This is a genomic window from Streptomyces vinaceus (assembly GCF_008704935.1).
Taxonomy (GTDB): Bacteria; Actinomycetota; Actinomycetes; order Streptomycetales; family Streptomycetaceae; genus Streptomyces; species Streptomyces vinaceus.
Map to the genome: position 1 here is coordinate 6,007,532 of NZ_CP023692.1, position 22,638 is coordinate 6,030,169.

Genomic DNA, 22,638 nt, shown 5'->3' on the forward strand with positions numbered 1-22,638 from the left:
GTGCTTGTTGACCTTGCAGATGTGGAGCGGTCGGTATGACGACACGAGGTACGGACGCAGACACCGCCCCGCGGACGGTCGGCGCGAGCAGGGCCCTGGCCCTGCTGCTGGTGATCACGGGCGCTCTGGGTCTGCTCGCCGCCTGGGTGATCACGATCGACAAGTTCAAGCTGCTGGAGGACCCGAACTTCACGCCGGGCTGCAGCCTGAACCCGATCGTCTCCTGCGGCAACATCATGAAGAGCGAGCAGGCGTCCGCCTTCGGCTTCCCCAACCCGATGCTGGGGCTCGTCGCCTACGGCATCGTCGTGTGCGTCGGCATGAGCGTGCTGGCGGGGGCCCGGTTCCGGCCCTGGTACTGGCTGACGCTCAACGCGGGCATGCTGTTCGGCGTCGGCTTCTGCACCTGGCTCATGTACCAGTCGCTGTACAACATCAACTCGCTGTGCCTGTGGTGCTGCCTGGCCTGGGTCGCCACGATCTTCATGTTCTGGTACGTCACCGCGTTCAACGTGCGCGAGCGGCTGCTGCCCGCACCGGGCTGGCTGCGGGCCTTCCTCGACGAGTTCCCCTGGGTGCTGCCCGTGCTGCACGTCGGGATCATCGGCATGCTGATCCTGACGCGCTGGTGGGACTTCTGGACCTCCTGAGGGCGCGGCCCGCTGTCGGTGGGCTCGCTTAGGCTTCCTGTGTGGAACCAGACCTGTTCACCGCCGCTGCCGAAGAACGCCAGGAGAAGGACCCCGCGAGTTCCCCGCTCGCCGTCCGGATGCGCCCGCGCACCCTGGACGAGGTCGTCGGCCAGCAGCACCTGCTGAAGCCCGGATCGCCGCTGCGCCGGCTGGTCGGGGACGGGGCGGGCGGTCCGGCCGGAGCCTCGTCGGTGATCCTCTGGGGCCCGCCGGGCATCGGCAAGACCACCCTCGCGTACGTGGTGAGCCAGGCGACGCAGAAGCGGTTCGTGGAGCTGTCGGCGATCACGGCGGGCGTGAAGGAAGTGCGCGCCGTCATCGAGGGCGCCAAGCGGGCGGCCGGAGGGTACGGCAAGGACACGGTCCTCTTCCTCGACGAGATCCACCGCTTCAGCAAGGCCCAGCAGGACTCGCTGCTCCCGGCCGTCGAGAACCGCTGGGTGACGCTGATCGCCGCGACCACGGAGAACCCTTACTTCTCGATCATCTCCCCGCTGCTCTCGCGCTCGCTGCTGCTCACGCTGGAGCCGTTGACGGACGCGGACCTCAGCGCGCTGATGCGGCGCGCGCTGACCGAGGAGCGCGGGCTGGGCGGGGCCGTGACCCTGCCGGAGGACGCCGAGGCGCACCTGCTGCGGATCGCCGGGGGCGACGCCCGGCGGGCGCTGACGGCGCTGGAGGCCGGGGCCGGATCGGCCATCGCCAAGGGGGAGTCCGAGATCACCCTCCAGACGGTGGAGGAGGCCGTCGACCGGGCGGCGGTGAAGTACGACCGGGACGGCGACCAGCACTACGACGTGGCGAGCGCGCTGATCAAGTCGATCCGCGGCTCGGACGTGGACGCCGCGCTCCACTACCTGGCGCGGATGATCGAGGCCGGGGAGGACCCGCGGTTCATCGCGCGGCGCCTGATGATCTCGGCGAGCGAGGACATCGGGCTGGCGGATCCGACGGCCCTGCCGCTCGCGGTGGCGGCGGCGCAGGCGGTCGCGATGATCGGCTTCCCGGAGGCGGCGCTGACCCTCTCGCACGCGACGATCGCGCTGGCGCTCGCCCCGAAGTCGAACACCGCGACGACCGCGATCGGCGCGGCCCTGGCCGACGTCCGGGCGGGTCTGGCGGGCCCGGTCCCGACGCATCTGCGGGACGGCCACTACAAGGGCGCGGCCAAGCTGGGCCACGCCGTGGGGTACGTGTACCCGCACGACGTCCCCGGCGCGATCGCGGCCCAGCAGTACGCCCCGGACGCGGTGCACGGCAAGCGGTACTACGAACCGACCCGCTACGGCGCCGAGGCGCGGTACGCGGACGTGGTGGAGAAGGTCCGCGAGCGGCTGCGCGGCGGCGCCTGACCCCGCCGGCGTGCGGGCACGATGCCGCCTAGCGGCCCGCCGCCGCGAACAGCGTGTGCATCGCCCGGCGCAGCTCGCAGACGTCGCGCACGGGCGCCGGGAAGTCGAAGCGGGCGTCGAAGGAGGAGCCCCCGCCCGTGAAGCGGACCCGCAGGCCCAGGCGGTCCAGGGCCAGCGGGACCGCGGTGGTGCCGGCGCTCTCCCGCGGACCCAGTAGCGCGCACAGGTCCGCGATCCGGTCGCGGTGCGCGGCGGCCAGGTGCTGGAGGAGTTCCGTCTCGTGGTCCACCATCGGGTCGGGCTCCGCCGCGGCCAGCTCCTCCGGGTCCACGTGCTCGGCGCCCCACAGGTCGTCCACCGAGATCTCGCCGACCTCCAGGCGGAGCATGACGTAGGAGGGGCGGCCGTGCAGGCCGAGCAGCTCGCCCACGGGCCGGCGCTCCGCCAGCAGTGCGGCGCAGGCCGTGCGGTCGTCCCCGCGCACCCGCGTCAGCCACCCGGCCAGCCACGCGCGGCCTCGGATACGATGGGCCACGGACACCGGCGCCACATCCGTGATCTCGATCACGGCCGTGAGGTCGTCGTCCTGGGCGTGAGCGGCTGCTCTGGCAGCCGCGGATTCCTCTGACACCAGGAGAATCACGTCCCCGTCCGGGGTGACGGTCCGCGCGGCCGGCATCCCCGTTCCGAACTCTGCCTGGTCAGGCGACCGCCCCTGGTCGAAAGCACCCGGCAGGATGAGGGATACTGAGGCGTTGGACTCTACGAGGGTTCGTACGCGTTCGGCTCCGGTGAGCTGCCGAACGCCTTCCCTGGGACGCGGCTGACCTTGCTTATCGTCGGCGCAAGCGGATTCTGTTTCGTCTGAATCCGGACTGCGCTGCGCACTGGGCAGGGGGATCCCATGTGGTCGAGACATTACGTCCTCCTCGATAAGGTAAGCCTCACCTAACTTACATGGAGGTAGGTTCCCCGTGAACCAGAAGCGACCCAAGGTCAAGAAGTCGCGTGCCCTCGGCATTGCGCTGACCCCGAAGGCCGTCAAGTACTTCGAGGCCCGCCCCTACCCGCCGGGCGAGCACGGCCGTGGCCGCAAGCAGAACTCGGACTACAAGGTCCGTCTGCTGGAGAAGCAGCGTCTGCGCGCTCAGTACGACATCTCTGAGCGTCAGATGGCCCGCGCGTACGACCGCGCCAAGAAGGCCGAAGGCAAGACGGGCGAGGCGCTGGTCGTCGAGCTCGAGCGTCGCCTCGACGCCCTGGTCCTGCGTTCGGGCATCGCCCGCACCATCTACCAGGCCCGCCAGATGGTCGTTCACGGCCACATCGAGGTCAACGGCGCCAAGGTCGACAAGCCGTCGTTCCGTGTCCGCCCGGACGACGTCATCACCGTGCGCGAGCGCAGCCGCGAGAAGGTTCCGTTCCAGGTTGCCCGTGAGGGTGGCTACGCAGGCGAGGGCGAGACCCCGCGCTACCTGCAGGTCAACCTGAAGGCCCTGGCCTTCCGCCTGGACCGCGACCCGAACCGCAAGGAAATCCCGGTCATCTGCGACGAGCAGCTCGTCGTCGAGTACTACGCCCGCTGATCCAGCGGCCGTAGCCTCACAGGCTGGTCAGCCCGTCGGTTCCCCTCTGGGGGAGCCGGCGGGCTTCCTGTTTCCCGCGGACCCGGAATTCCGGTACGGCGGCGGATCTCCGGCGCGATAGGGTCGGAGAAAGACCTGTCCGGTGATCAACACGCAGAGACCTGCAGAGAGCGGTGCAACGTGTCCGGTGGAGAGGTGGCCGGGATCCTCGTGGCCGTCTTCTGGGCCATCCTGGTCTCCTTCCTCGCCGTGGTGCTGGTGAGGCTGGCCCAGGTGCTCAAGGCGACCACCAAGCTGGTGGCGGACGTGACCGAGCAGGCCGTCCCGCTGCTGGCGGACGCCTCCACCACCGTCCGCTCCGCGCGCACCCAGCTCGACCGGGTCGACGCCATCGCGAGCGACGTCCAGGAAGTCACCTCGAACGCCTCCGCGCTCTCCTCCACCGTGGCCTCCACGTTCGGCGGGCCGCTGGTCAAGGTCGCGGCGTTCGGGTACGGCGTCCGCAAGGCACTGGGCAAATCCACGGAAGCCGCGCCGCAGAAGACGTCCCGTCGTACTGTGATCGTCGGCCGTACGGTGCCGGCGGCCCGGCGCCGGAAGCAGAAGGGCTGAAACCTCCGATGTTCCGCCGAGCCTTCTGGTTCACCGCCGGCGCAGCCGCCGGCGTGTGGGCCACCACCAAGGTCAACCGCCAGCTCAAGAAGCTGACACCGGAGAGCCTCGCCGCCCAGGCCGCCGACAAGGCCGTGGAGGCGGGCCACCGCCTCAAGGACTTCGCCCTCGACGTCAAGGCGGGAATGTCCCAGCGCGAGGACGAGCTGAACGACGCACTGGGGCTCCATCAGGACCCCGACCGGCCCGACAACGTCACCGCCCTCCCCGGGCCGCGGCGCCTGCGGGCCATCCAGAACGACAAGACCACCCCCCTGAAGTTTTCGTACAACCGGAATGAGGACCACTGATGGAGTCGGCTGAAATCCGCCGCCGCTGGCTGAGCTTCTTCGAGGAGCGCGGTCACGCCGTTGTCCCTTCGGCGTCGCTCATCGCGGACGACCCGACTCTGCTGCTGGTCAACGCGGGCATGGTCCCGTTCAAGCCGTACTTCCTCGGTGAGACCAAGCCCCCGGCCCCCCGGGCCACCAGCGTGCAGAAGTGCGTCCGTACGCCGGACATCGAAGAGGTCGGCAAGACCACCCGCCACGGCACGTTCTTCCAGATGTGCGGCAACTTCTCCTTCGGCGACTACTTCAAGGAAGGCGCCATCAAGTACGCCTGGGAGCTGCTCACCAGCTCCGTGGCGGACGGCGGCTACGGCCTGGAGCCGGAGAAGCTCTGGATCACCGTCTACCTCGACGACGACGAGGCCGAGACGATCTGGCGCGACGTGATCGGCGTACCCGCCGAGCGCATCCAGCGCCTGGGCAAGAAGGACAACTTCTGGTCCATGGGCGTCCCCGGCCCCTGCGGCCCGTGCTCGGAGATCAACTACGACCGCGGACCCGAGTTCGGCGTCGAGGGCGGCCCGGCCGTCAACGACGAGCGCTACGTGGAGATCTGGAACCTGGTCTTCATGCAGTACGAGCGCGGCGCCGGCGACGGGAAGGAAGACTTCCCGATCCTCGGTGACCTGCCGTCGAAGAACATCGACACCGGTCTCGGCCTCGAACGCCTCGCGATGATCCTGCAGGGCGTGCAGAACATGTACGAGACCGACACCCTGCGCGTGGTCATGGACAAGGCCACCGAGCTGACCGGCGTGCAGTACGGCGCCGCCCAGAACACCGACGTCTCGATGCGCGTGGTCGCCGACCACATCCGCACCTCCGTCATGCTCATCGGCGACGGGGTCACCCCCGGCAACGAGGGCCGCGGCTACGTGCTGCGCCGCATCATGCGCCGCGCCATCCGCAACATGCGCCTCATGGGCGCCACCGGCCCGGTCGTCCAGGACCTCGTCGACGTCGTGATCAACACGATGGGGCAGCAGTACCCGGAGCTGGTCACCGACCGCAAGCGCATCGAGACCGTCGCGCTCGCCGAGGAGGCCGCCTTCCTCAAGGCCGTCAAGGGCGGCACGAACATCCTCGACACCGCCGTGACCGAGACCAAGGCCGCCGGCGGCACGGTCCTCTCCGGCGACAAGGCGTTCCTGCTCCACGACACCTGGGGCTTCCCGATCGACCTCACCCTGGAGATGGCCGCCGAACAGGGCCTCTCCGTGGACGAGCCCGGCTTCCGCCGCCTGATGCAGGAGCAGCGCGACCGGGCCAAGGCCGACGCCAAGGCCAAGAAGACCGGCCACGCCGACGTCTCCTCGTACCGCGAGATCGCCGACAGCGCCGGCGCCACCGAGTTCACCGGCTACGCCACCAACCAGGGCGAGTCCACCATCGTCGGCCTCCTGGTCAACGGCGTCCCCGCGCCCGCCGCCTCCGAGGGCGACGACGTCGAGGTAGTCCTCGACCGCACCCCGTTCTACGCCGAGGGCGGCGGCCAGCTCGCCGACCAGGGCCGGATCAAGCTCGACTCGGGCGCCGTCATCGTCGTCCGCGACGTGCAGCAGCCGGTCCCGGGCGTCTCCGTGCACAAGGGTTCGGTCCAGGTCGGCGAGGTGACCGTGGGCGCTTCCGCCTACGCCGCCATCGACGTGAACCGCCGCCGGGCCATCGCCCGCGCCCACTCGGCCACGCACCTGACCCACCAGGCGCTGCGCGACGCCCTCGGCCCGACGGCCGCCCAGGCCGGTTCCGAGAACTCGCCCGGCCGCTTCCGCTTCGACTTCGGCTCGCCGAACGCCGTCCCCGGCACGGTCCTCACCGACGTCGAGCAGAAGATCAACGACGTGCTCTCGCGCGAGCTCGACGTCACCGCCGAGATCATGAGCATCGACGAGGCGAAGAAGCAGGGCGCCATCGCCGAGTTCGGCGAGAAGTACGGCGAGCGCGTGCGCGTCGTGACCATCGGCGACTTCTCCAAGGAGCTGTGCGGCGGTACGCACGTCGCCAACACCGCCCAGCTGGGCCTGGTGAAGCTGCTGGGCGAGTCCTCCATCGGCTCCGGCGTACGCCGCGTCGAGGCCCTCGTGGGCGTGGACGCGTACAACTTCCTCGCCAAGGAGCACACGGTCGTCGCCCAGCTCCAGGAGCTGGTCAAGGGCCGTCCGGAGGAGCTGCCGGAGAAGATCGCCTCCATGCTCGGCAAGCTGAAGGACGCCGAGAAGGAGATCGAGAAGTTCCGCGCGGAGAAGGTCCTCCAGGCCGCCGCCGGTCTCGCCGAGAACGCCCAGGACATCAAGGGCGTCGCCCTCGTCGTCGGTACCGTCCCGGACGGCACCGGCGCCGACGACCTGCGCAAGCTGGTCCTCGACGTCCGCGGACGCATCCAGGGAGACCGCCCGGCCGTCGTGGCCCTGTTCACCACGGCGAACGACCGCCCGCTGACCGTCATCGCCACCAACGAGGCCGCCCGCGAGCGCGGTCTCAAGGCCGGCGACCTGGTCCGTACCGCCGCCAAGACCCTCGGCGGCGGCGGTGGCGGCAAGCCGGACGTGGCCCAGGGAGGCGGCCAGAACCCGGCCGCGATCCCGGACGCCATCGCCGCGGTCGAGCGCCTCGTCGTCGAGACGGCCTGACCATGACGCTGCGCCGTGGCCGCCGTCTCGCCATCGACGTCGGGGACGCCCGGATCGGGGTCGCCTCGTGCGACCCCGACGGGGTCCTCGCCACACCGGTGGAAACCGTTCCGGGCCGGGACGTCCCCTTCGCCCACCGGCGGCTGCGGCAGCTCGTCGAGGAGTACGAACCCCTCGAAGTCGTGGTCGGCCTCCCCCGCTCGCTCAGCGGGCGGGAGGGGCCGGCCGCGGCCAAGGTGCGGGCCTTCGCCAAGGAACTCGCCAAGGGCATCAAGCCGGTGACGGTCCGTCTGGTGGACGAGCGGATGACCACGGTCACCGCCGCCCAGGGGCTGCGGGCCTCGGGGCGGAACGCCAAGAAGGGCCGTTCGGTGATCGACCAGGCGGCCGCGGTGGTGATCCTTCAGAACGCTCTTGAGACCGAACGGGTATCAGGTAATCCGCCCGGAGAGTGCGTCGAAGTGGTTGTCTGATCGCGATACGGTAACGTTCCGCGCGATGCGACGGCATTCGAACAAGTCGTCGCCCACCACTTCAGAGGCGGAACCGGGTGCCGCGGCGGACAGGGCCGTTGCCTCCGTCTCGCGGCTCTAGGGGACCGATGACTGAGTATGGCCGGGGCCGTGGCCCCGAACCGTGGCACCCGGAGGACCCCCTGTACGGGGACAACGGGTGGACCGGGCACGAGGCCCAGCAGGCTCAGATGCCCTACGCCGGCGGCCCCCAGCAGCAGCAGTACCCGCAGGAGCCGCAGTACCAGCAGGATCCCCAGTACCAGCAGCAGCCGCAGTACCAGGACCCGCAGTACCAGCAGGACCCGCAGTACCAGCAGCAGCAGTACGGGCAGCAGGGCCAGTACCCGGACCAGCAGCAGGGCTATGCCCCGCAGCAGCCCCACCAGGCCCACCAGCAGCTCTACCAGCAGCAGCCCCAGCAGCCGGTGTACGACGGCCAGGGCCAGGGCCAGGGCTGGGACACCGGCCAGGTCCAGGCGCAGGCGCAGGTCCAGGCGCAGGCCCAGTACGCCGCCGTCCCGCAGGCGGACCCGTACCTCGGGGCGGACCCGTACGCCCAGCAGCCGGTCGGCGGCTATCCCGGCGAGGCCCCCGACCTCTACGGCACGCCCGAGGCCTACCCGCCGCCGCAGCCCCCGGGCCGGCGTCACCTGGTCACGGAGCCCGAGCCGGAGCCCGAGCTCTCCGCCGAGCCGGCCGACGAGGACGCCGCGGCCCTGCCCGGCGAGGACGACGGCCCCGAGACCCCGGGCGGCGGCGGACGGCGCGGCCGCTCCAAGGACAAGAAGCCCAAGGGACGCAACGGCGCGGCCTGCCTGATCGCCGCCGTCGTGATCATCGGCGTGCTCGGCGGTGGCGGCTACTACGGCCTGGACTACCTCAAGTCCAAGTTCAGCACCGGCGAGGACTACGCCGGCGAGGGCGAGGGCTCCGTCACCATCGACATCCCCAAGGGCACCGGCATGGGGGAGATGGGCCGCATCCTGAAGGCGCACGGCGTCGTCAAGAGCGCCGACGCGTTCGTCGCCGCCGCCAAGGCCAACCCCAAGGGCGGGGCCATCCAGGCCGGCTCCTACACGATGAAGCAGCACATGTCGGGCAAGGCGGCCGTCGACCTCATGGTGGGCGGCGCCGGCGTCAACGCGCTGGACGTCATCCCCGGCTGGAAGACCAGCCAGGTCTACAAGGCCATCGACGAGCGGCTCAAGCTCAAGGAGGGCACGACCAAGGACGTCGCCACCAAGGAGGCGAAGAACCTCGGTCTGCCCGACTGGGCCGCCAACAAGGACCTCAAGGACCCGCTGGAGGGCTTCCTCTACCCGGCCCGCTACGACCTGAGCAAGGACGCGACCCCGCAGTCGATGCTCAAGCAGATGGTGGCCAAGTCCAACGAGGCCTACGAGAGCGCGGACGTGAAGGGCCAGGCCTCCAAGCTGGGTCTGTCCAGCCCGCTGCAGCTCATCACCGTCGCGAGCCTCGTCCAGGCCGAGGGCAAGTACCAGCACGACTTCGACAAGATCTCCCGGGTCGTCTACAACCGGCTCAAGCCGGGCAACACGGAGACCTACGGTCTGCTCGACTTCGACTCGACGGTCAACTACATGCGGGGCCAGAGCACCCTGGACGTGGGTTCCGTCAACGACCTGCGCAAGCTCGACGACCCGTACAACACCTACAAGATCAAGGGCCTGCCGCCCGGACCGATCGGCAGCCCGGGCCCGGACGCGCTCAAGTCGGCGATCAACCCGGCCACCGGTCCCTGGTACTACTTCGTGTCGGTGAACGAGAACGAGACACTGTTCGCCGTGACCAACGAAGAGCACAACAGGAACCGCCAGAAGTACGAAGAGGAGAGGAAGAAGGAAGGGCAGTGATACGCGCAGCCGTGCTCGGTTCACCGATCGAGCACTCCCTTTCACCGGTGCTCCACCGCGCCGCGTACCAGGAGCTCGGCCTCGACGACTGGTCGTACGACCGCTTCGAGATAGACGAGGACGCGCTCCCGCAGTTCGTCGCCGGGCTCGGCCCCGAGTGGGCCGGGCTGTCGCTGACGATGCCGCTCAAGCGCGCGGTCATCCCGCTGCTCGACGGCATCAGCGACACCGCCGCCTCCGTCGAGGCGGTCAACACCGTCGTCCTGACCGAGGACGGCCGCCGCCTGGGCGACAACACCGACATCCCCGGGATCGTCTCCGCGCTCCACGAGCGCGGGGTCGACCGGGTGGAACGCGCCACCATCCTCGGCGCCGGGGCCACGGCCTCCTCGGCCCTGGCCGCACTCGCCCGGATCTGCTCCGGCGAGGTCACGGTGTACGTCCGCTCCAAGGCCCGCGCCGACGAGATGCAGGAGTGGGGCGAGCGCCTCGACGTGGCCGTCCGTACGGCCGACTGGGAGGACGCCTCCGAGGGGCTCGGCGCGCCGCTGGTCATCGCGACGACCCCGGCGCGCGCCACGGACTGGCTGGCCGACCGGGTACCGGCCGGTGCGGGCACCCTCTTCGACGTCCTCTACGACCCGTGGCCGACCGAGCTCGCGGCGGCCTGGTCGCAGCGCGGCGGAAGGCTCCTGGGCGGTCTGGACCTCCTCGTCCACCAGGCGGTGCTCCAGGTCGAGCAGATGACCGGCCGCCACACCGCGCCGCTGGCCGCCATGCGGGCCGCGGGAGAGGCCGCGCTGCGCTCCCGCCACTGATCCGCTGCCCCCGCCCCCGCCGTGACCGCACCTGATGCACTGCGCGGGTCGATCTTGCCCGCGTACGGCCGCACTCGCCAGGGTGTGCCCGGGTGCACCGCCGTCCGCCAGCTGGACCGGAGGGCGGCGCACCGGCCCGGACGTGGGAGGATCGGGTGTGGCGGGTCCGGGCCGAGCACCCGGCCGCGTCGCCGCAGTACCCAGGCGCGAGCATGAGGAGCATCGTTGAGCAGGTTGCGTTGGCTGACCGCAGGAGAGTCGCACGGACCGGCACTGGTCGCGACGCTGGAGGGCCTTCCCGCCGGCGTTCCGGTCACCACCGAGCTGGTGGCCGACCACCTGGCCCGGCGCCGGCTCGGCTATGGCCGCGGTGCCCGGATGAAGTTCGAGCAGGACGAGGTCACCTTCCTCGGCGGCGTGCGCCACGGGCTGTCCCAGGGCTCCCCGATCGCCGTCATGATCGGCAACACCGAGTGGCCGAAGTGGGAGACCGTCATGTCGGCCGACCCGGTCGACCCGTCGCTGCTCAAGGACACCGGCCGCAACGCGCCGCTGACCCGTCCGCGCCCGGGCCACGCCGACCTGGCGGGCATGCAGAAGTACGGCTTCGACGAGGCCCGGCCGATCCTGGAGCGCGCGAGCGCCCGTGAGACCGCCGCCCGCGTCGCCCTCGGCGCCGTCGCCCGCTCCTTCATCAAGGAGGTCGCGGGCATCGAGATCGTCTCGCACGTGGTGGAGCTGGCCTCGGCCAAGGCCCCCTACGGCGTCTACCCGACCCCCGCCGACGTGGAGAAGCTGGACGCCGACCCGGTGCGCTGCCTCGACGCGGACGCCTCGAAGGCGATGGTCGCGGAGATCGACCAGGCCCACAAGGACGGCGACACCCTCGGCGGCGTCGTCGAGGTCCTCGCGTACGGGGTCCCGGTCGGCCTCGGCTCGCACGTGCACTGGGACCGCCGCCTGGACGCGCGCCTCGCGGCCGCGCTGATGGGCATCCAGGCGATCAAGGGCGTCGAGGTCGGCGACGGCTTCGACCTGGCCCGCGTCCCCGGCTCGCAGGCGCACGACGAGATCGTCTCCACCCCCGAGGGCATCAAGCGCACCTCCGGCCGCTCCGGCGGCACCGAGGGCGGTCTGACCACCGGTGAGCTGCTGCGCGTACGCGCCGCCATGAAGCCCATCGCGACGGTCCCGAAGGCGCTCGCCACGATCGACGTGGCCACCGGTGAGGCCGCCTCCGCCCACCACCAGCGCTCCGACGTCTGCGCCGTCCCCGCGGCGGGCATCGTCGCCGAGGCGATGGTCGCCCTCGTCCTCGCGGACGCGGTCGTGGAGAAGTTCGGCGGCGACTCGGTGCCCGAGACCCGGCGCAACGTGCAGTCGTACCTCGACAACCTGCAGATCCGGTGACGGGCGGACCACTGGTCGTCCTCGTCGGGCCCATGGGGTCCGGCAAGTCCACGGTGGGGGCGCTGCTGGCCGAGCGGCTGGGCGTCCCCTACCGGGACACCGACGCCGACATCGTCGCGGCCCAGGGCCGCGAGATCTCGGACCTCTTCGTCGACGAGGGCGAGCCGTACTTCCGCGAGCTGGAGCGGCAGGCGGTCGCCGCCGCCGTCGCCGAGCACACCGGAGTCCTCGCCCTGGGCGGCGGCGCCGTCCTCGACGCGGGCACCCGGGAGCTGCTGGCCGGTCTGCCCGTCGCCTATCTGTCGATGGACGTCGAGGAAGCCGTCCGGCGCGTCGGGCTGGGCCAGGCACGCCCGCTGCTCGCCGTCAACCCGCGCCGCCAGTGGCGCGAGCTGATGGAGGCCCGCCGCCCCCTGTACACCGAAGTCGCGCGCGTCGTGGTGGCCACCGACGACCGCACCCCCGAAGAGGTCGCCCAGGCGGTCCTCGACGCTCTGGAGTTGAAGGACGTATGACAGACCAGGTGACGCGCATCCAGGTCGGCGCCAGCGCCGGACACGACGCGTACGACGTGCTGGTGGGCCGGCAGCTCCTCGGCGAGCTGGGCGGCCTGATCGGTGCGAAGGCCCAGCGGGTCGCCGTGATCCACCCCGAGGCGCTGGCCTCGACCGGCGAGGCGCTGCGCGACGACCTGGCCGAGCAGGGCTACGAGGCGGTCGCCATCCAGGTGCCGAACGCCGAGGAGGCCAAGACCGTCGAGGTCGCGGCGTACTGCTGGAAGGCGCTCGGCCAGTCCGGGTTCACCCGCACCGACGTGATCGTCGGCGTCGGCGGCGGGGCCACGACCGACCTCGCGGGCTTCGTCGCGGCCTCCTGGCTGCGCGGGGTGCGCTGGATCGCCGTCCCGACCACCGTCCTGGCGATGGTGGACGCGGCCGTCGGCGGCAAGACCGGCATCAACACCGCCGAGGGCAAGAACCTGGTCGGCGCCTTCCACCCGCCGGCCGGCGTGCTGTGCGACCTGGCGGCGCTGGACTCGCTGCCGGTCAACGACTACGTCAGCGGCCTCGCCGAGATCATCAAGGCCGGATTCATCTCCGACCCGGCGATCCTCGACCTCATCGAGGCGGACCCGGCGGCGGCCCGTACGCCCGAGGGCCCGCACACGGCGGAACTCATCGTGCGCTCGATCCAGGTCAAGGCGGACGTCGTCTCCAGCGACCTGAAGGAATCGGGACTGCGGGAGATCCTCAACTACGGGCACACGCTCGCGCACGCCATCGAGAAGAACGAGCGCTACAAGTGGCGCCACGGTGCGGCAGTCTCGGTGGGCATGGTCTTCGCGGCCGAGCTCGGCCGGCTCGCGGGCCGGCTCGACGACGCCACGGCCGACCGGCACCGGGAGATCCTGGCCGCAGTCGGGCTGCCGCTGACCTACCGCGGCGACCAGTGGCCCAAGCTGCTCCAGACCATGCAGGTCGACAAGAAGTCCCGCGGCAACCTGCTGCGCTTCATCGTCCTCGACGGCCTGGCCAAGCCCACCGTCCTGGAGGGCCCCGACCCGGCGCACCTGATCGCGGCGTACGGCGAGGTGTCCGCGTGAACCGCAAGGTGCTGGTCCTGAACGGGCCGAACCTGGGCCGGCTCGGCTCGCGCGAGCCCGACGTGTACGGGGCCACCTCGTACGCCGGGCTCGTCGAGAGCTGCCGCGCGCTCGGCGAGGAGCTCGGCTTCGACGTCGAGGTCCGCGAGACCAACGACGAGGGCGCGATCGTGCGCTGGCTGCACGAGGCGGCGGACGGCAAGATCCCGGTCGTGATCAACCCGGGCGCCTTCACGCACTACTCGTACGCCATGCGGGACGCGGCGGCCCAGCGCACCGCGCCGCTGATCGAGGTGCACATCTCGAACCCGTACGCGCGCGAGGAGTTCCGGCACACCTCGGTCATCGCCTCGGTGGCCACGGGCACGGTGGCGGGCTTCGGCATCGGCTCGTACCGGCTGGCGCTGCGCGCGCTGGCGGACGAGGTCGCACTCTGACGGTGCTGGTGGGCGGCTTCCGCCCCGCAGTCATATAACGTTCTCGCATCAGTCGGTGGAACGAGACGGAGTGGCAGCGGATGCAGCAAGGAGTGGGGGGCGGCGCGGGCTGGGGGCAGCCGGGACATCATGCGGCCGTGCCCCCGCAGCCGCCCGTACCCCCTGCACAGGGATGGCCGGTCCCGGCGCCGCCGGCCGCACCGCCGCACGCGCACGCACCCCGGCACGCGTCGCCGCCGCCCGGCCCCGAGGCCACGGGGCACATTCCGCTCCCGCCCGCGGCGAGCGGGACCGGCGGGGCGACGCTGGCCGTACTGCTGATCGGCCCGGCGGGCGCCGGGAAGACCACCGTGGCCCGGCACTGGGCGAGCACCCGCTCCGTGCCCACCGCGCACGTCAGCCTGGACGACGTCCGGGAGTGGGTGTGCTCGGGCTTCGCGGACCCGCAGGCGGGCTGGAACGACCACTCCGAGGCCCAGTACCGGCTGGCCCGGCGCACCTGCGGCTTCGCCGCCCGCAACTTCCTGGCCAACGGGATCTCCTGCATCCTCGACGACGCCGTCTTCCCGGACCGCCCCGTGGTGGGCCTGGGCGGCTGGAAGCGGCACGTGGGCCCCGCCCTGCTGCCCGTCGTCCTCCTGCCCGGTCTGGAGATCGTCCTGGAGCGCAACGCCGCCCGCTCGGGCAACCGGCGCCTCTCGGACGAGGAGGTCGCGCGCATCCACGGCCGCATGGCGGGCTGGTACGGCTCGGGGCTGCCGATCATCGACAACTCGGACCTGGACGTGGAGGCCACCTCCCGGGCCCTGGACGAGGCACTGGCGCGCAGCCTGACCACCCCCGCCTTCTAAGCGGTCAGGTTTGGAGAAGCGTGGGGCCGCACCCCGCGGCTAGCGTGAATTCCACGCCGAACCCACTGCTTCAGGAGTGATCATGAGCACCTCTCCCACCCAGGGAATCCAGACCGTCCTGCACCCCGTCTCGGACCTGGCCGCCGCCAAGGACGTGTACACCGCGCTGCTCGGCGTCGCGCCGAGCACCGACGAGCCGTACTACGTCGGCTACGAGGCCGGCGGCCAGCAGATCGGGCTCGTGCCCGGCGGCGCCGAGCAGGGCATGACCGCGCCGGTGGTCCACTGGCACGTACGGGACATCGAGGCGAAGCTCGCCGAGGTGACCGCCGCCGGGGCCAAGGTCAAGGACGGCACGCGCGACGTCGGCGGCGGCCGCCTGGTGGCCACCTTCACCGACCCCGACGGCAACGTCCTCGGGCTGATCCAGGACCGCTGAGGCGCTTTCCGCACATCTGGTGAGATCGAGCCAGGCTGCCCGACCGACCGACGGAGACACCATGAGCATGGACAGGCCCGCGCTGCACGATGCCGACAGCCACGACCTGATCCGCGTGCACGGCGCGCGGGTGAACAACCTCAAGGACGTCAGCATCGAGATCCCCAAGCGGCGCCTGACGGTGTTCACCGGTGTCTCCGGCTCGGGCAAGAGCTCGCTGGTGTTCGACACGATCGCCGCCGAATCGCAGCGACTGATCAACGAGACGTACAGCGCCTTCGTGCAGGGCTTCATGCCGACGCTGGCCCGCCCCGAGGTCGACGTACTCGACGGTCTGACCACGGCCATCACCGTCGACCAGCAGCGGATGGGCGGTGACCCGCGCTCCACGGTCGGCACCGCCACCGACGTCAACGCCATGCTGCGCATCCTCTTCAGCAGACTGGGCAGGCCGCACATCGGCTCAGCCAAGGCCTTCTCCTTCAACGTCGCCTCGATCAGCGGGGCGGGCGCGGTCACCGTCCGGCGCGGCGGGCAGGAGGTCAAGGAGAAGCGCAGCTTCAGCATCACCGGCGGCATGTGCCCGCGCTGCGAGGGCCGCGGCGCGGTCACCGACATCGACCTCACGCAGCTCTACGACGACACCAAGTCGCTGAACGAGGGCGCGTTCACGATCCCCGGGTACACCGGGGGCGGCTGGAACTCGCGCCTCTACATCGAGTCCGGCTTCTTCGACCCGGACAAGCCGATCGCCAAGTACACGAAGAAGGAACTGCAGGACCTCCTGCACCGCGAACCCACCCGCATGAAGATCGCGGGCATCAACATGACGTACGAGGGCCTGATCCCGCGCGTCCAGAAGTCGATGCTGTCCAAGGACACCGAGTCCATGCAGCCGCACATCCGGGCCTTCGTGGAACGGGCGGTCACCTTCACCACCTGCCCCGACTGCGCGGGCACCCGCCTGAACGAGGGGGCCCGCTCCTCGAAGATCAAGCGGAAGAACATCGCCGACCTGTGCGCGATGGAGATCCGCGACCTGGCCGAATGGGTCCGCGCACTCGACGAGCCCTCGGTGGCGCCGCTGCTCGCGACGCTCCTGGGAACCCTCGACTCGTTCGTGGAGATCGGCCTCGGCTACCTCTCGCTCGACCGGGCGTCGGGCACGCTCTCGGGCGGCGAGGCCCAGCGCGTCAAGATGATCCGCCACCTCGGCTCCTCGCTCACCGACGTCACGTACGTCTTCGACGAGCCCACCACCGGCCTGCACCCGCACGACATCCAGCGGATGAACAACCTGCTCCTGCGGCTGCGGGACAAGGGCAACACGGTGCTCGTCGTGGAGCACAAGCCGGAGACGATCGCGATCGCCGACCACGTCGTCGACCTCGGCCCCGGCGCCGGCTCGGGCGGCGGCACCGTCTGCTTCGAGGGCACCGTCGAGGGGCTGCGCACCGGCGGCACCATCACGGGCCGGCACTTCGACGACCGGGCCTCGGTCAAGGAGAGCGTGCGCAAGCCCACCGGCACGCTGGAGATCCGCGGGGCCAAGGCCCACAACCTCCGCGACGTCGACGTGGACTTCCCGCTCGGGGTGCTCACCGTCGTCACCGGAGTCGCCGGCTCCGGCAAGAGCTCGCTCGTGCACGGCTCGATCCCGTCCAGCGAAGGGGTGGTCTCGGTCGACCAGGGCGCCATCAAGGGATCGCGGCGCAGCAACCCGGCCACGTACACCGGACTGCTGGACCCGATCCGCAAGGCGTTCGCCAAGGCCAACGAGGTGAAGCCGGCCCTGTTCAGCGCCAACTCCGAGGGCGCCTGCCCGACCTGCAACGGCGCCGGGGTCATCTACACCGACCTGGCGATGATGGCCGGGGTCGCCACCACCTGCGAGGAGTGCGAGGGCCGGCGCTTCGACGCCTCGGTCCTCGACTACCACTTCGGCGGCAAGGACATCAGCGAGGTCCTCGCGATGTCGGTGACCGAGGCCGAGGCGTTCTTCGGAGCGGGGGAGGGGCACCTCCCGGCAGCGCACCGCATCGTCGCCCGCCTCGCCGACGTGGGCCTCGGCTACCTCACCATCGGCCAGCCGCTCACGACCCTCTCCGGCGGCGAGCGCCAGCGGCTCAAGCTGGCGACGCACATGGCCGAGAAGGGCGGGGTGTACGTCCTCGACGAGCCGACGGCGGGCCTGCACCTCGCCGACGTCGAGCACCTGCTCGGCCTGCTCGACCGGCTCGTCGACTCCGGGAAGTCGGTGATCGTCGTCGAGCACCACCAGGCGGTCATGGCGCACGCCGACTGGATCATCGACCTGGGCCCCGGCGCCGGCCACGACGGCGGCCGGATCGTCTTCGAGGGCACCCCCGCCGAGCTCGTCGCCGCGCGGACCACCCTCACCGGCGAGCACCTCGCGGCGTACGTGGGCGGCTGACGGGGCGGCGCGGCCCGGGGCGGTGCGGCCCGGGGCGGTGCGGCCCGGGCACGGCAGCCGGGGCCGCCCGCCGGGCCCGGCCCCGTACGGGTGTGCTCACCAGGCCGGATGGGCGGGGCGCTCGTACGCTCGAAGACATGTCAGACGTGTACGCGGCCCGCCGGGGCCTGCTTCGCGACCGCTGTGCCGCCGCGGGGAACGCCGCCGCACTGATCACGCGTCCGGCGAACGTCCGCTACCTCGCCGGGGCCTCCCCGCCGTCCGCCGTCCTGCTGGTCGGGCCGGACGGCGAGGACATGCTGTTCACCGTCGGCCCGCCCACCGGCGAGGCCGACGAGGGCCGCCTCGACGAGCGGCTGAGGCTCTCCGTACTCGCCGGCCCCGGCAGCGACGCCGCCGTCGCGGCCGGGGACATGGCCGGGTCGCTGCGGGCCGAATCGCTGGCCGTGGAGGAGCACCACCTCACCGTCGCCCGCCACCGCGCCCTGCGCTCCGTCGCCCCCGGGCTGCGGCTCGTGGACCTGGGCACCGCCGTGGAACAGCAGCGCCTCGTCAAGGACGAGGAGGAGATCGCCTGCCTGCGGATCGCTGCCGAGATCGCCGACCAGGCTCTCGGCGAGCTGCTGGAGTCGATCCTGGTCGGCCGGACCGAGCGCCACCTCGCCCTGGAGCTGGAGCGCCGCCTCGTCGACCACGGGGCCGACGGGCCGGCCTTCCCGACCTGCGTCGGCACCGGGCCGAACTCGGGCCTCTCCCGGCACCGGCCCTCCGACCGCCGGGTCGAGGAGGGGGACTTCCTCTCCGTGTGCCTGGGAGCCAACTACCGCGGCTACCGCTGTGAGATCGGCCGGACCTTCGTGATCGGCACCAGCCCGGCCGACTGGCAGATCGAGCTCTACGATCTGGTTTTCGCGGCCCAGCGGGCGGGCCGGGAAGCGCTCCTGCCGGGCGCCGCGTACCGCGAAGTCGACCACGCGGCGCGGTCCGTACTGGACTCCGCGGGGCACGGTGTGACCCTCGCTCCGTCGACCGGACACGGGGTCGGCCTCGAAATCGACGAGGACCCGCAGCTTGCACCTACGGCAATGGGTAAACTGGACGCTTGCGTGCCGGTCACCGTCGAACCGGGAGTTCACCTCCCGGGCCGTGGAGGTGTCCGGATCGATGACACGCTCGTCGTGCGCCCCGAGGCGGACGGCGGTCCCGAGCTACTCACCATTACGACCAAGGAGCTGCTCGCGCTCTAGTCCGCCGTGGCGGACTGTGCGCGCACCCGTGGTCTTCCAGTGCAGGAGATTCCGCAACCGTGGCTTCCACGAACGACCTCAAGAACGGCATGGTGCTCAAGCTCGACGGTGGCCAGCTCTGGTCCGTCGTCGAGTTCCAGCACGTCAAGCCCGGCAAGGGCCCGGCCTTCGTGCGCACCAAGCTCAAGCACGTGCTCTCCGGCAAGGTCGTCGACAAGACGTTCAACGCCGGCACGAAGGTCGAGACGGCCACCATCGACCGCCGCGACATGCAGTTCTCGTACATGGACGGCGAGTACTTCGTCTTCATGGACATGCAGACCTACGACCAGCTGATGGTCGACAAGAAGGCCGTCGGCGACGCCGCCAACTTCCTCATCGAGGGCTTCACCGCTTCCGTCGCGCAGCACGAGGGCGAGGTGCTCTACGTCGAGCTCCCGGCCGCCGTCGAGCTCGTCATCGAGCACACCGACCCGGGCGTCCAGGGCGACCGCTCCACCGGTGGCACCAAGCCCGCGCGCCTGGAGACCGGCCACGAGATCCAGGTCCCGCTGTTCGTGACCACGGGCGAGAAGATCAAGGTCGACACCCGTACCTCCGACTACCTCGGCCGGGTGAACAGCTAACCGTGGCTGCCCGCAGCAACGCGCGCAAGCGCGCCTTCCAGATCCTGTTCGAGGCCGACCAGCGCGGTGTGCCCGTGCGCGAGGTCCTCGCGGACTGGATCCGCCACGCGCGGTCGGACGACCGGCAGCCGCCCGTCAGCGCCTTCACGATGGATCTCGTCGAGGGGTACGCCGACAAGGTGAACCGCATCGACGACCTGATCGTCACCTACGCCGTGGACTGGGAGCTCGACCGCATGCCGGTCGTGGACCGGAACATCCTGCGGCTCGGTGCCTACGAGCTGATCTGGGTGGACGACACCCCGGACGCCGTGGCCATCGACGAGGCCGTCCAGCTGGCCAAGGAGTTCTCGACGGACGAGTCCCCCTCGTTCGTGAACGGGCTGCTGGCCCGCTTCAAGGACCTGAAGCCGAGCCTGCGCCGGGGCGAGTAGCCCAGGCCGGTCCGGCGAGCACGGAGGGCCCGCAGCGCACACGCGCTGCGGGCCCTCCGTGCGTCGGTGTCCGTCGGTGTCCGTCCGCGTCCGTCGGAGGACGGCGCTACGCGAAAACCGGCGTGGGCCGGGAGCCACTCCTGGCTCCCGGCCCACGCCGGTAACGTTTCTGCTGGTCCTGGGCGCGGGGACTAGATGTCCTCGTGCGCCACGGCGCGACGCGCATCCGCGTCGAGCACGCCCCAGCTGATGAGCTGCTCGGTCAGGACCGAGGGGGACTGGTCGTAGATCACGGCCAGGGTGCGCAGGTCGTCCTGGCGGATCGACAGCACCTTGCCGTTGTAGTCCCCGCGCTGGCTCTGGATCGTGGCGGCGTACCGCTGCAGCGGGCCGGCCTTCTCGGCGGGCACGCCCGCCAGGCGCTCCAGGTCGAGGCGCAGCTTCGGCGGCGGCTCGGCGGCCCCGCCCGGGGTGGTGCCCGGCAGCAGCTCCTGCACCGGAACCCCGTAGAAGTCCGCCAGCTCGGCGAGGCGCTGGACGGTCACGGCGCGGTCCCCGCGCTCGTACGACCCGACCACCACGGCCTTCCACCGGCCCTGGGACTTCTCCTCGACACCATGGAGGGAGAGGCCCTGCTGGGTGCGGATGGCGCGGAGCTTGGCCCCGAGCTGTTTGGCGTATTCGCTGGACATAACGCTCCCGGACGCTGTGACGCTGTGACGACATGGGCACTGACGACATGGACCACGTGCGGCTCCGCCGCGCGGCCTGGTAACTCACTGTGAGGTTACGCAGCGTTACTTGGATGCGTCAAGCCGAATGATGTCGCACGCCCACGGACGAGGGGCCCGCCCGGGCCCGGTGCCGGTTCCCCGCCCGGGCCCTGGTAACGTGGACGGCGTACATCAGACGTCCTTTAAGGTCCGTCCCGTGAGGCGGAGAAGGAGGTCCTTTTCATGGACGCTCAGGCTGCTCAGAACGTCGGTGCCCAGGGCACCGAGGCGATGCGCCCCGTGCTCGAAGCACAGGACATCGCGCGGGTGCTGACCCGCATCGCCCACGAGATCGTCGAACGCGCCAAGGGCGCCGACGACGTGGTGCTCCTCGGCATTCCCACCCGCGGCGTGTACCTCGCCCGCCGGCTGGCCGCCAAGCTCGAAGAGATCACCGGCACGAAGATCCCGGTCGGATCCCTCGACATCACCATGTACCGCGACGACCTGCGGATTAAGCCCGCCCGCGCGATCGGCCGCACCGAGATCCCCGGCGACGACATCGACGGACGCCTCGTCGTCCTCGTCGACGACGTGCTCTTCTCCGGCCGCACCATCAGAGCCGCCCTCGACGCGCTCGGCGACCTCGGCCGCCCCCGCGCCGTGCAGCTCGCCGTCCTGGTCGACCGGGGCCACCGCGAGCTCCCGATCCGCGCCGACTACGTCGGCAAGAACCTCCCCACGTCGCTGCGGGAGACCGTCAAGGTCCAGCTCCAGGAGGAGGACGGCCGAGACGCCGTGCTGCTCGGCCAGCGGACCGACACGGCGGCCGGGCAGTAGCCCGTACGAGTGAGGGCCCCGACCGCGGGGGCCCGCGCGCGAGCCTGCCCGCCGGGGCCGCGCCCCCTGCCGCCCGCGGCCCTGCCGCCCCGCTGCTCTGCACCTCCCCCCGGCTCTGACCTCATCGACCAACGGAGCACCCTGATGAAGCGCCACCTCATCTCGGCCGCCGATCTCACGCGCGACGACGCCGTCCTCATCCTCGACACCGCCGAGGAGATGGCACGCGTCGCGGACCGGCCGATCAAGAAGCTGCCCACCCTGCGCGGCCTCACCGTCGTCAACCTCTTCTTCGAGGACTCCACCCGCACCAGGATCTCCTTCGAAGCGGCCGCCAAGCGCCTGTCCGCCGACGTCATCAACTTCTCCGCCAAGGGCTCCTCGGTCTCCAAGGGCGAATCCCTCAAGGACACCGCGCTGACCCTGGAGGCGATGGGCGCCGACGCCGTCGTCATCCGCCACCACGCCTCCGGCGCCCCCTACCGGCTCGCGACCTCCGGCTGGATCGACTCCGCCGTCGTCAACGCCGGCGACGGCACCCACGAGCACCCCACCCAGGCCCTCCTGGACGCCTTCACCATGCGCCGCCGCCTGGTCGGCCGCGACGCCGGCCTCGGCAAGGACCTGAACGGCCGCCGCATCACGATCGTCGGCGACGTCCTGCACAGCCGCGTCGCCCGCTCCAACGTGCAGCTGCTGCACACCCTCGGCGCCGAGGTCACCGTCGTGGCCCCGCCCACCCTGGTCCCGATCGGCGTCGAGAGCTGGCCCTGCGAGGTCTCGTACAGCCTCGACGACGTGCTGCCGAAGTCCGACGCGGTCATGATGCTGCGTGTGCAGCGCGAACGCATGAACGCCGCCTTCTTCCCGACCGAGCGCGAGTACTCCCGCCGGTACGGGCTCGACGGCGACCGCATGGCCAAGATGCCCGAGCACGCCATCGTGATGCACCCCGGCCCGATGAACCGCGGCATGGAGATCACCGCCGAGGTCGCCGACTCCGACCGCTGCACGGCCGTCGAGCAGGTGGCCAACGGCGTGTCCACCCGGATGGCCGTCCTGTACCTGCTGCTCGGTGGCTCCGAGCCCGCCGTCACCACCACCAGCACGCCCCGCATCGAGGAGAGCAAGTAATC

23 protein-coding genes are annotated in these 22,638 nt (G+C 71.1%); 21 read left to right on the forward strand and 2 right to left on the reverse strand.

Features of this window, described 5'->3' with window-relative positions; genetic code table 11:
- Positions 1 to 35: 35 nt before the first annotated feature.
- Positions 36 to 650, forward strand: a complete 615-nt coding sequence (locus tag CP980_RS27185; RefSeq protein ID WP_123515353.1) for a vitamin K epoxide reductase family protein — start codon at positions 36 to 38, stop codon at positions 648 to 650.
- 41 nt (positions 651 to 691) lie between these two features.
- Complete coding sequence (locus CP980_RS27190) at positions 692 to 2,044, forward strand: replication-associated recombination protein A (protein WP_132761149.1); 1,353 nt, start codon at positions 692 to 694, stop codon at positions 2,042 to 2,044.
- Positions 2,045 to 2,072: 28 nt separating this feature from the next.
- Here the strand turns inward: CP980_RS27190 and CP980_RS27195 are convergent, their stop codons facing one another.
- Positions 2,073 to 2,723 carry a DUF2470 domain-containing protein gene (locus tag CP980_RS27195; RefSeq protein ID WP_150529267.1) on the reverse strand — a complete coding sequence of 217 codons (651 nt, stop codon included), beginning with the start codon at positions 2,721 to 2,723 and terminating at the stop codon, positions 2,073 to 2,075.
- A gap of 295 nt (positions 2,724 to 3,018) precedes the next feature.
- Here CP980_RS27195 and rpsD point away from each other — a divergent pair, with 295 nt between their 5' ends.
- From rpsD to nusB, 17 genes are all read left to right on the forward strand, one after another.
- Positions 3,019 to 3,630, forward strand: a complete 612-nt coding sequence (gene rpsD, locus CP980_RS27200) for a 30S ribosomal protein S4 (RefSeq protein WP_030026606.1) — start codon at positions 3,019 to 3,021, stop codon at positions 3,628 to 3,630.
- A 180-nt stretch (positions 3,631 to 3,810) separates the two neighbouring features.
- Positions 3,811 to 4,242, forward strand: coding sequence for a DUF948 domain-containing protein (locus CP980_RS27205; RefSeq protein ID WP_078860196.1), 432 nt, complete (start codon positions 3,811 to 3,813; stop codon positions 4,240 to 4,242).
- 8 nt (positions 4,243 to 4,250) lie between these two features.
- Entirely contained in the window at positions 4,251 to 4,592 is a 342-nt protein-coding gene (locus tag CP980_RS27210; RefSeq protein ID WP_132761151.1) for a DUF6167 family protein, read from the forward strand.
- Positions 4,592 to 7,261, forward strand: a complete 2,670-nt coding sequence (gene alaS / locus CP980_RS27215) for an alanine--tRNA ligase (RefSeq protein WP_150529268.1) — start codon at positions 4,592 to 4,594, stop codon at positions 7,259 to 7,261. Before CP980_RS27210 ends, alaS begins: the two co-directional genes overlap by 1 nt.
- A gap of 2 nt (positions 7,262 to 7,263) precedes the next feature.
- Entirely contained in the window at positions 7,264 to 7,734 is a 471-nt protein-coding gene (ruvX, locus tag CP980_RS27220) for a Holliday junction resolvase RuvX (RefSeq protein WP_132761153.1), read from the forward strand.
- A gap of 128 nt (positions 7,735 to 7,862) precedes the next feature.
- Complete coding sequence (mltG, locus tag CP980_RS27225) at positions 7,863 to 9,650, forward strand: endolytic transglycosylase MltG (protein WP_150529269.1); 1,788 nt, start codon at positions 7,863 to 7,865, stop codon at positions 9,648 to 9,650.
- The gene (locus tag CP980_RS27230; RefSeq protein WP_150529270.1) at positions 9,647 to 10,468 is read left to right on the forward strand and encodes a shikimate dehydrogenase; all 822 of its coding nucleotides are present in this window, start codon (positions 9,647 to 9,649) and stop codon (positions 10,466 to 10,468) included. The genes mltG and CP980_RS27230 overlap by 4 nt, the downstream gene beginning before the upstream one ends.
- 225 nt (positions 10,469 to 10,693) lie before the next feature.
- On the forward strand, positions 10,694 to 11,878 hold the full coding sequence (gene aroC / locus CP980_RS27235; protein WP_099893764.1) for a chorismate synthase: 1,185 nt from the start codon (positions 10,694 to 10,696) through the stop codon (positions 11,876 to 11,878).
- Complete coding sequence (locus CP980_RS27240; protein WP_099893765.1) at positions 11,875 to 12,393, forward strand: shikimate kinase; 519 nt, start codon at positions 11,875 to 11,877, stop codon at positions 12,391 to 12,393. Before aroC ends, CP980_RS27240 begins: the two co-directional genes overlap by 4 nt.
- Positions 12,390 to 13,481: a 3-dehydroquinate synthase gene (aroB, locus tag CP980_RS27245; RefSeq protein ID WP_099893766.1), complete on the forward strand. Its 1,092-nt coding sequence runs from the start codon at positions 12,390 to 12,392 to the stop codon at positions 13,479 to 13,481. Before CP980_RS27240 ends, aroB begins: the two co-directional genes overlap by 4 nt.
- Positions 13,478 to 13,918: a type II 3-dehydroquinate dehydratase gene (aroQ, locus tag CP980_RS27250; RefSeq protein ID WP_099893767.1), complete on the forward strand. Its 441-nt coding sequence runs from the start codon at positions 13,478 to 13,480 to the stop codon at positions 13,916 to 13,918. Before aroB ends, aroQ begins: the two co-directional genes overlap by 4 nt.
- Positions 13,919 to 13,998: 80 nt before the next feature.
- Positions 13,999 to 14,769, forward strand: coding sequence for an AAA family ATPase (locus tag CP980_RS27255; RefSeq protein ID WP_132761155.1), 771 nt, complete (start codon positions 13,999 to 14,001; stop codon positions 14,767 to 14,769).
- Positions 14,770 to 14,851: 82 nt separating this feature from the next.
- The gene (locus tag CP980_RS27260; protein ID WP_150529271.1) at positions 14,852 to 15,208 is read left to right on the forward strand and encodes a VOC family protein; all 357 of its coding nucleotides are present in this window, start codon (positions 14,852 to 14,854) and stop codon (positions 15,206 to 15,208) included.
- Between the two features lie 61 nt (positions 15,209 to 15,269).
- Complete coding sequence (locus CP980_RS27265; RefSeq protein ID WP_229907509.1) at positions 15,270 to 17,642, forward strand: ATP-binding cassette domain-containing protein; 2,373 nt, start codon at positions 15,270 to 15,272, stop codon at positions 17,640 to 17,642.
- 137 nt (positions 17,643 to 17,779) lie between these two features.
- Complete coding sequence (locus tag CP980_RS27270) at positions 17,780 to 18,889, forward strand: aminopeptidase P family protein (RefSeq protein ID WP_099893771.1); 1,110 nt, start codon at positions 17,780 to 17,782, stop codon at positions 18,887 to 18,889.
- A gap of 59 nt (positions 18,890 to 18,948) precedes the next feature.
- The gene (efp, locus tag CP980_RS27275; protein ID WP_048477874.1) at positions 18,949 to 19,515 is read left to right on the forward strand and encodes an elongation factor P; all 567 of its coding nucleotides are present in this window, start codon (positions 18,949 to 18,951) and stop codon (positions 19,513 to 19,515) included.
- Between the two features lie 2 nt (positions 19,516 to 19,517).
- On the forward strand, positions 19,518 to 19,949 hold the full coding sequence (nusB, locus tag CP980_RS27280) for a transcription antitermination factor NusB (RefSeq protein ID WP_030294584.1): 432 nt from the start codon (positions 19,518 to 19,520) through the stop codon (positions 19,947 to 19,949).
- Positions 19,950 to 20,140: 191 nt separating this feature from the next.
- Here nusB and bldD read toward each other — a convergent pair whose 3' ends face one another.
- Positions 20,141 to 20,641, reverse strand: a complete 501-nt coding sequence (bldD, locus tag CP980_RS27285) for a transcriptional regulator BldD (protein ID WP_007263032.1) — start codon at positions 20,639 to 20,641, stop codon at positions 20,141 to 20,143.
- A 264-nt stretch (positions 20,642 to 20,905) separates the two neighbouring features.
- On the opposite strand from bldD, the gene pyrR reads away from it, so the two are divergent.
- Positions 20,906 to 21,502, forward strand: a complete 597-nt coding sequence (gene pyrR, locus CP980_RS27290; protein WP_150529272.1) for a bifunctional pyr operon transcriptional regulator/uracil phosphoribosyltransferase PyrR — start codon at positions 20,906 to 20,908, stop codon at positions 21,500 to 21,502.
- A 144-nt stretch (positions 21,503 to 21,646) separates the two neighbouring features.
- Positions 21,647 to 22,636 carry an aspartate carbamoyltransferase catalytic subunit gene (locus CP980_RS27295; RefSeq protein ID WP_030157459.1) on the forward strand — a complete coding sequence of 330 codons (990 nt, stop codon included), beginning with the start codon at positions 21,647 to 21,649 and terminating at the stop codon, positions 22,634 to 22,636.
- Positions 22,637 to 22,638: the final 2 nt, after the last annotated feature.

Coding starts and splice junctions, on each gene's coding strand:
- CP980_RS27265 (WP_229907509.1), top strand. CDS start 15,270: ATGAGCATGGACAGGCCCGCGCTGCACGATGCCGACAGCCACGACCTG.
- CP980_RS27270 (WP_099893771.1), top strand. CDS start 17,780: ATGTCAGACGTGTACGCGGCCCGCCGGGGCCTGCTTCGCGACCGCTGT.
- mltG (WP_150529269.1), top strand. CDS start 7,863: ATGACTGAGTATGGCCGGGGCCGTGGCCCCGAACCGTGGCACCCGGAG.
- CP980_RS27195 (WP_150529267.1), bottom strand. CDS start 2,723: ATGCCGGCCGCGCGGACCGTCACCCCGGACGGGGACGTGATTCTCCTG.
- bldD (WP_007263032.1), bottom strand. CDS start 20,641: ATGTCCAGCGAATACGCCAAACAGCTCGGGGCCAAGCTCCGCGCCATC.
- pyrR (WP_150529272.1), top strand. CDS start 20,906: ATGGACGCTCAGGCTGCTCAGAACGTCGGTGCCCAGGGCACCGAGGCG.
- aroB (WP_099893766.1), top strand. CDS start 12,390: ATGACAGACCAGGTGACGCGCATCCAGGTCGGCGCCAGCGCCGGACAC.
- CP980_RS27260 (WP_150529271.1), top strand. CDS start 14,852: ATGAGCACCTCTCCCACCCAGGGAATCCAGACCGTCCTGCACCCCGTC.
- CP980_RS27295 (WP_030157459.1), top strand. CDS start 21,647: ATGAAGCGCCACCTCATCTCGGCCGCCGATCTCACGCGCGACGACGCC.
- CP980_RS27210 (WP_132761151.1), top strand. CDS start 4,251: ATGTTCCGCCGAGCCTTCTGGTTCACCGCCGGCGCAGCCGCCGGCGTG.
- ruvX (WP_132761153.1), top strand. CDS start 7,264: ATGACGCTGCGCCGTGGCCGCCGTCTCGCCATCGACGTCGGGGACGCC.
- CP980_RS27255 (WP_132761155.1), top strand. CDS start 13,999: ATGCAGCAAGGAGTGGGGGGCGGCGCGGGCTGGGGGCAGCCGGGACAT.
- alaS (WP_150529268.1), top strand. CDS start 4,592: ATGGAGTCGGCTGAAATCCGCCGCCGCTGGCTGAGCTTCTTCGAGGAG.
- CP980_RS27185 (WP_123515353.1), top strand. CDS start 36: ATGACGACACGAGGTACGGACGCAGACACCGCCCCGCGGACGGTCGGC.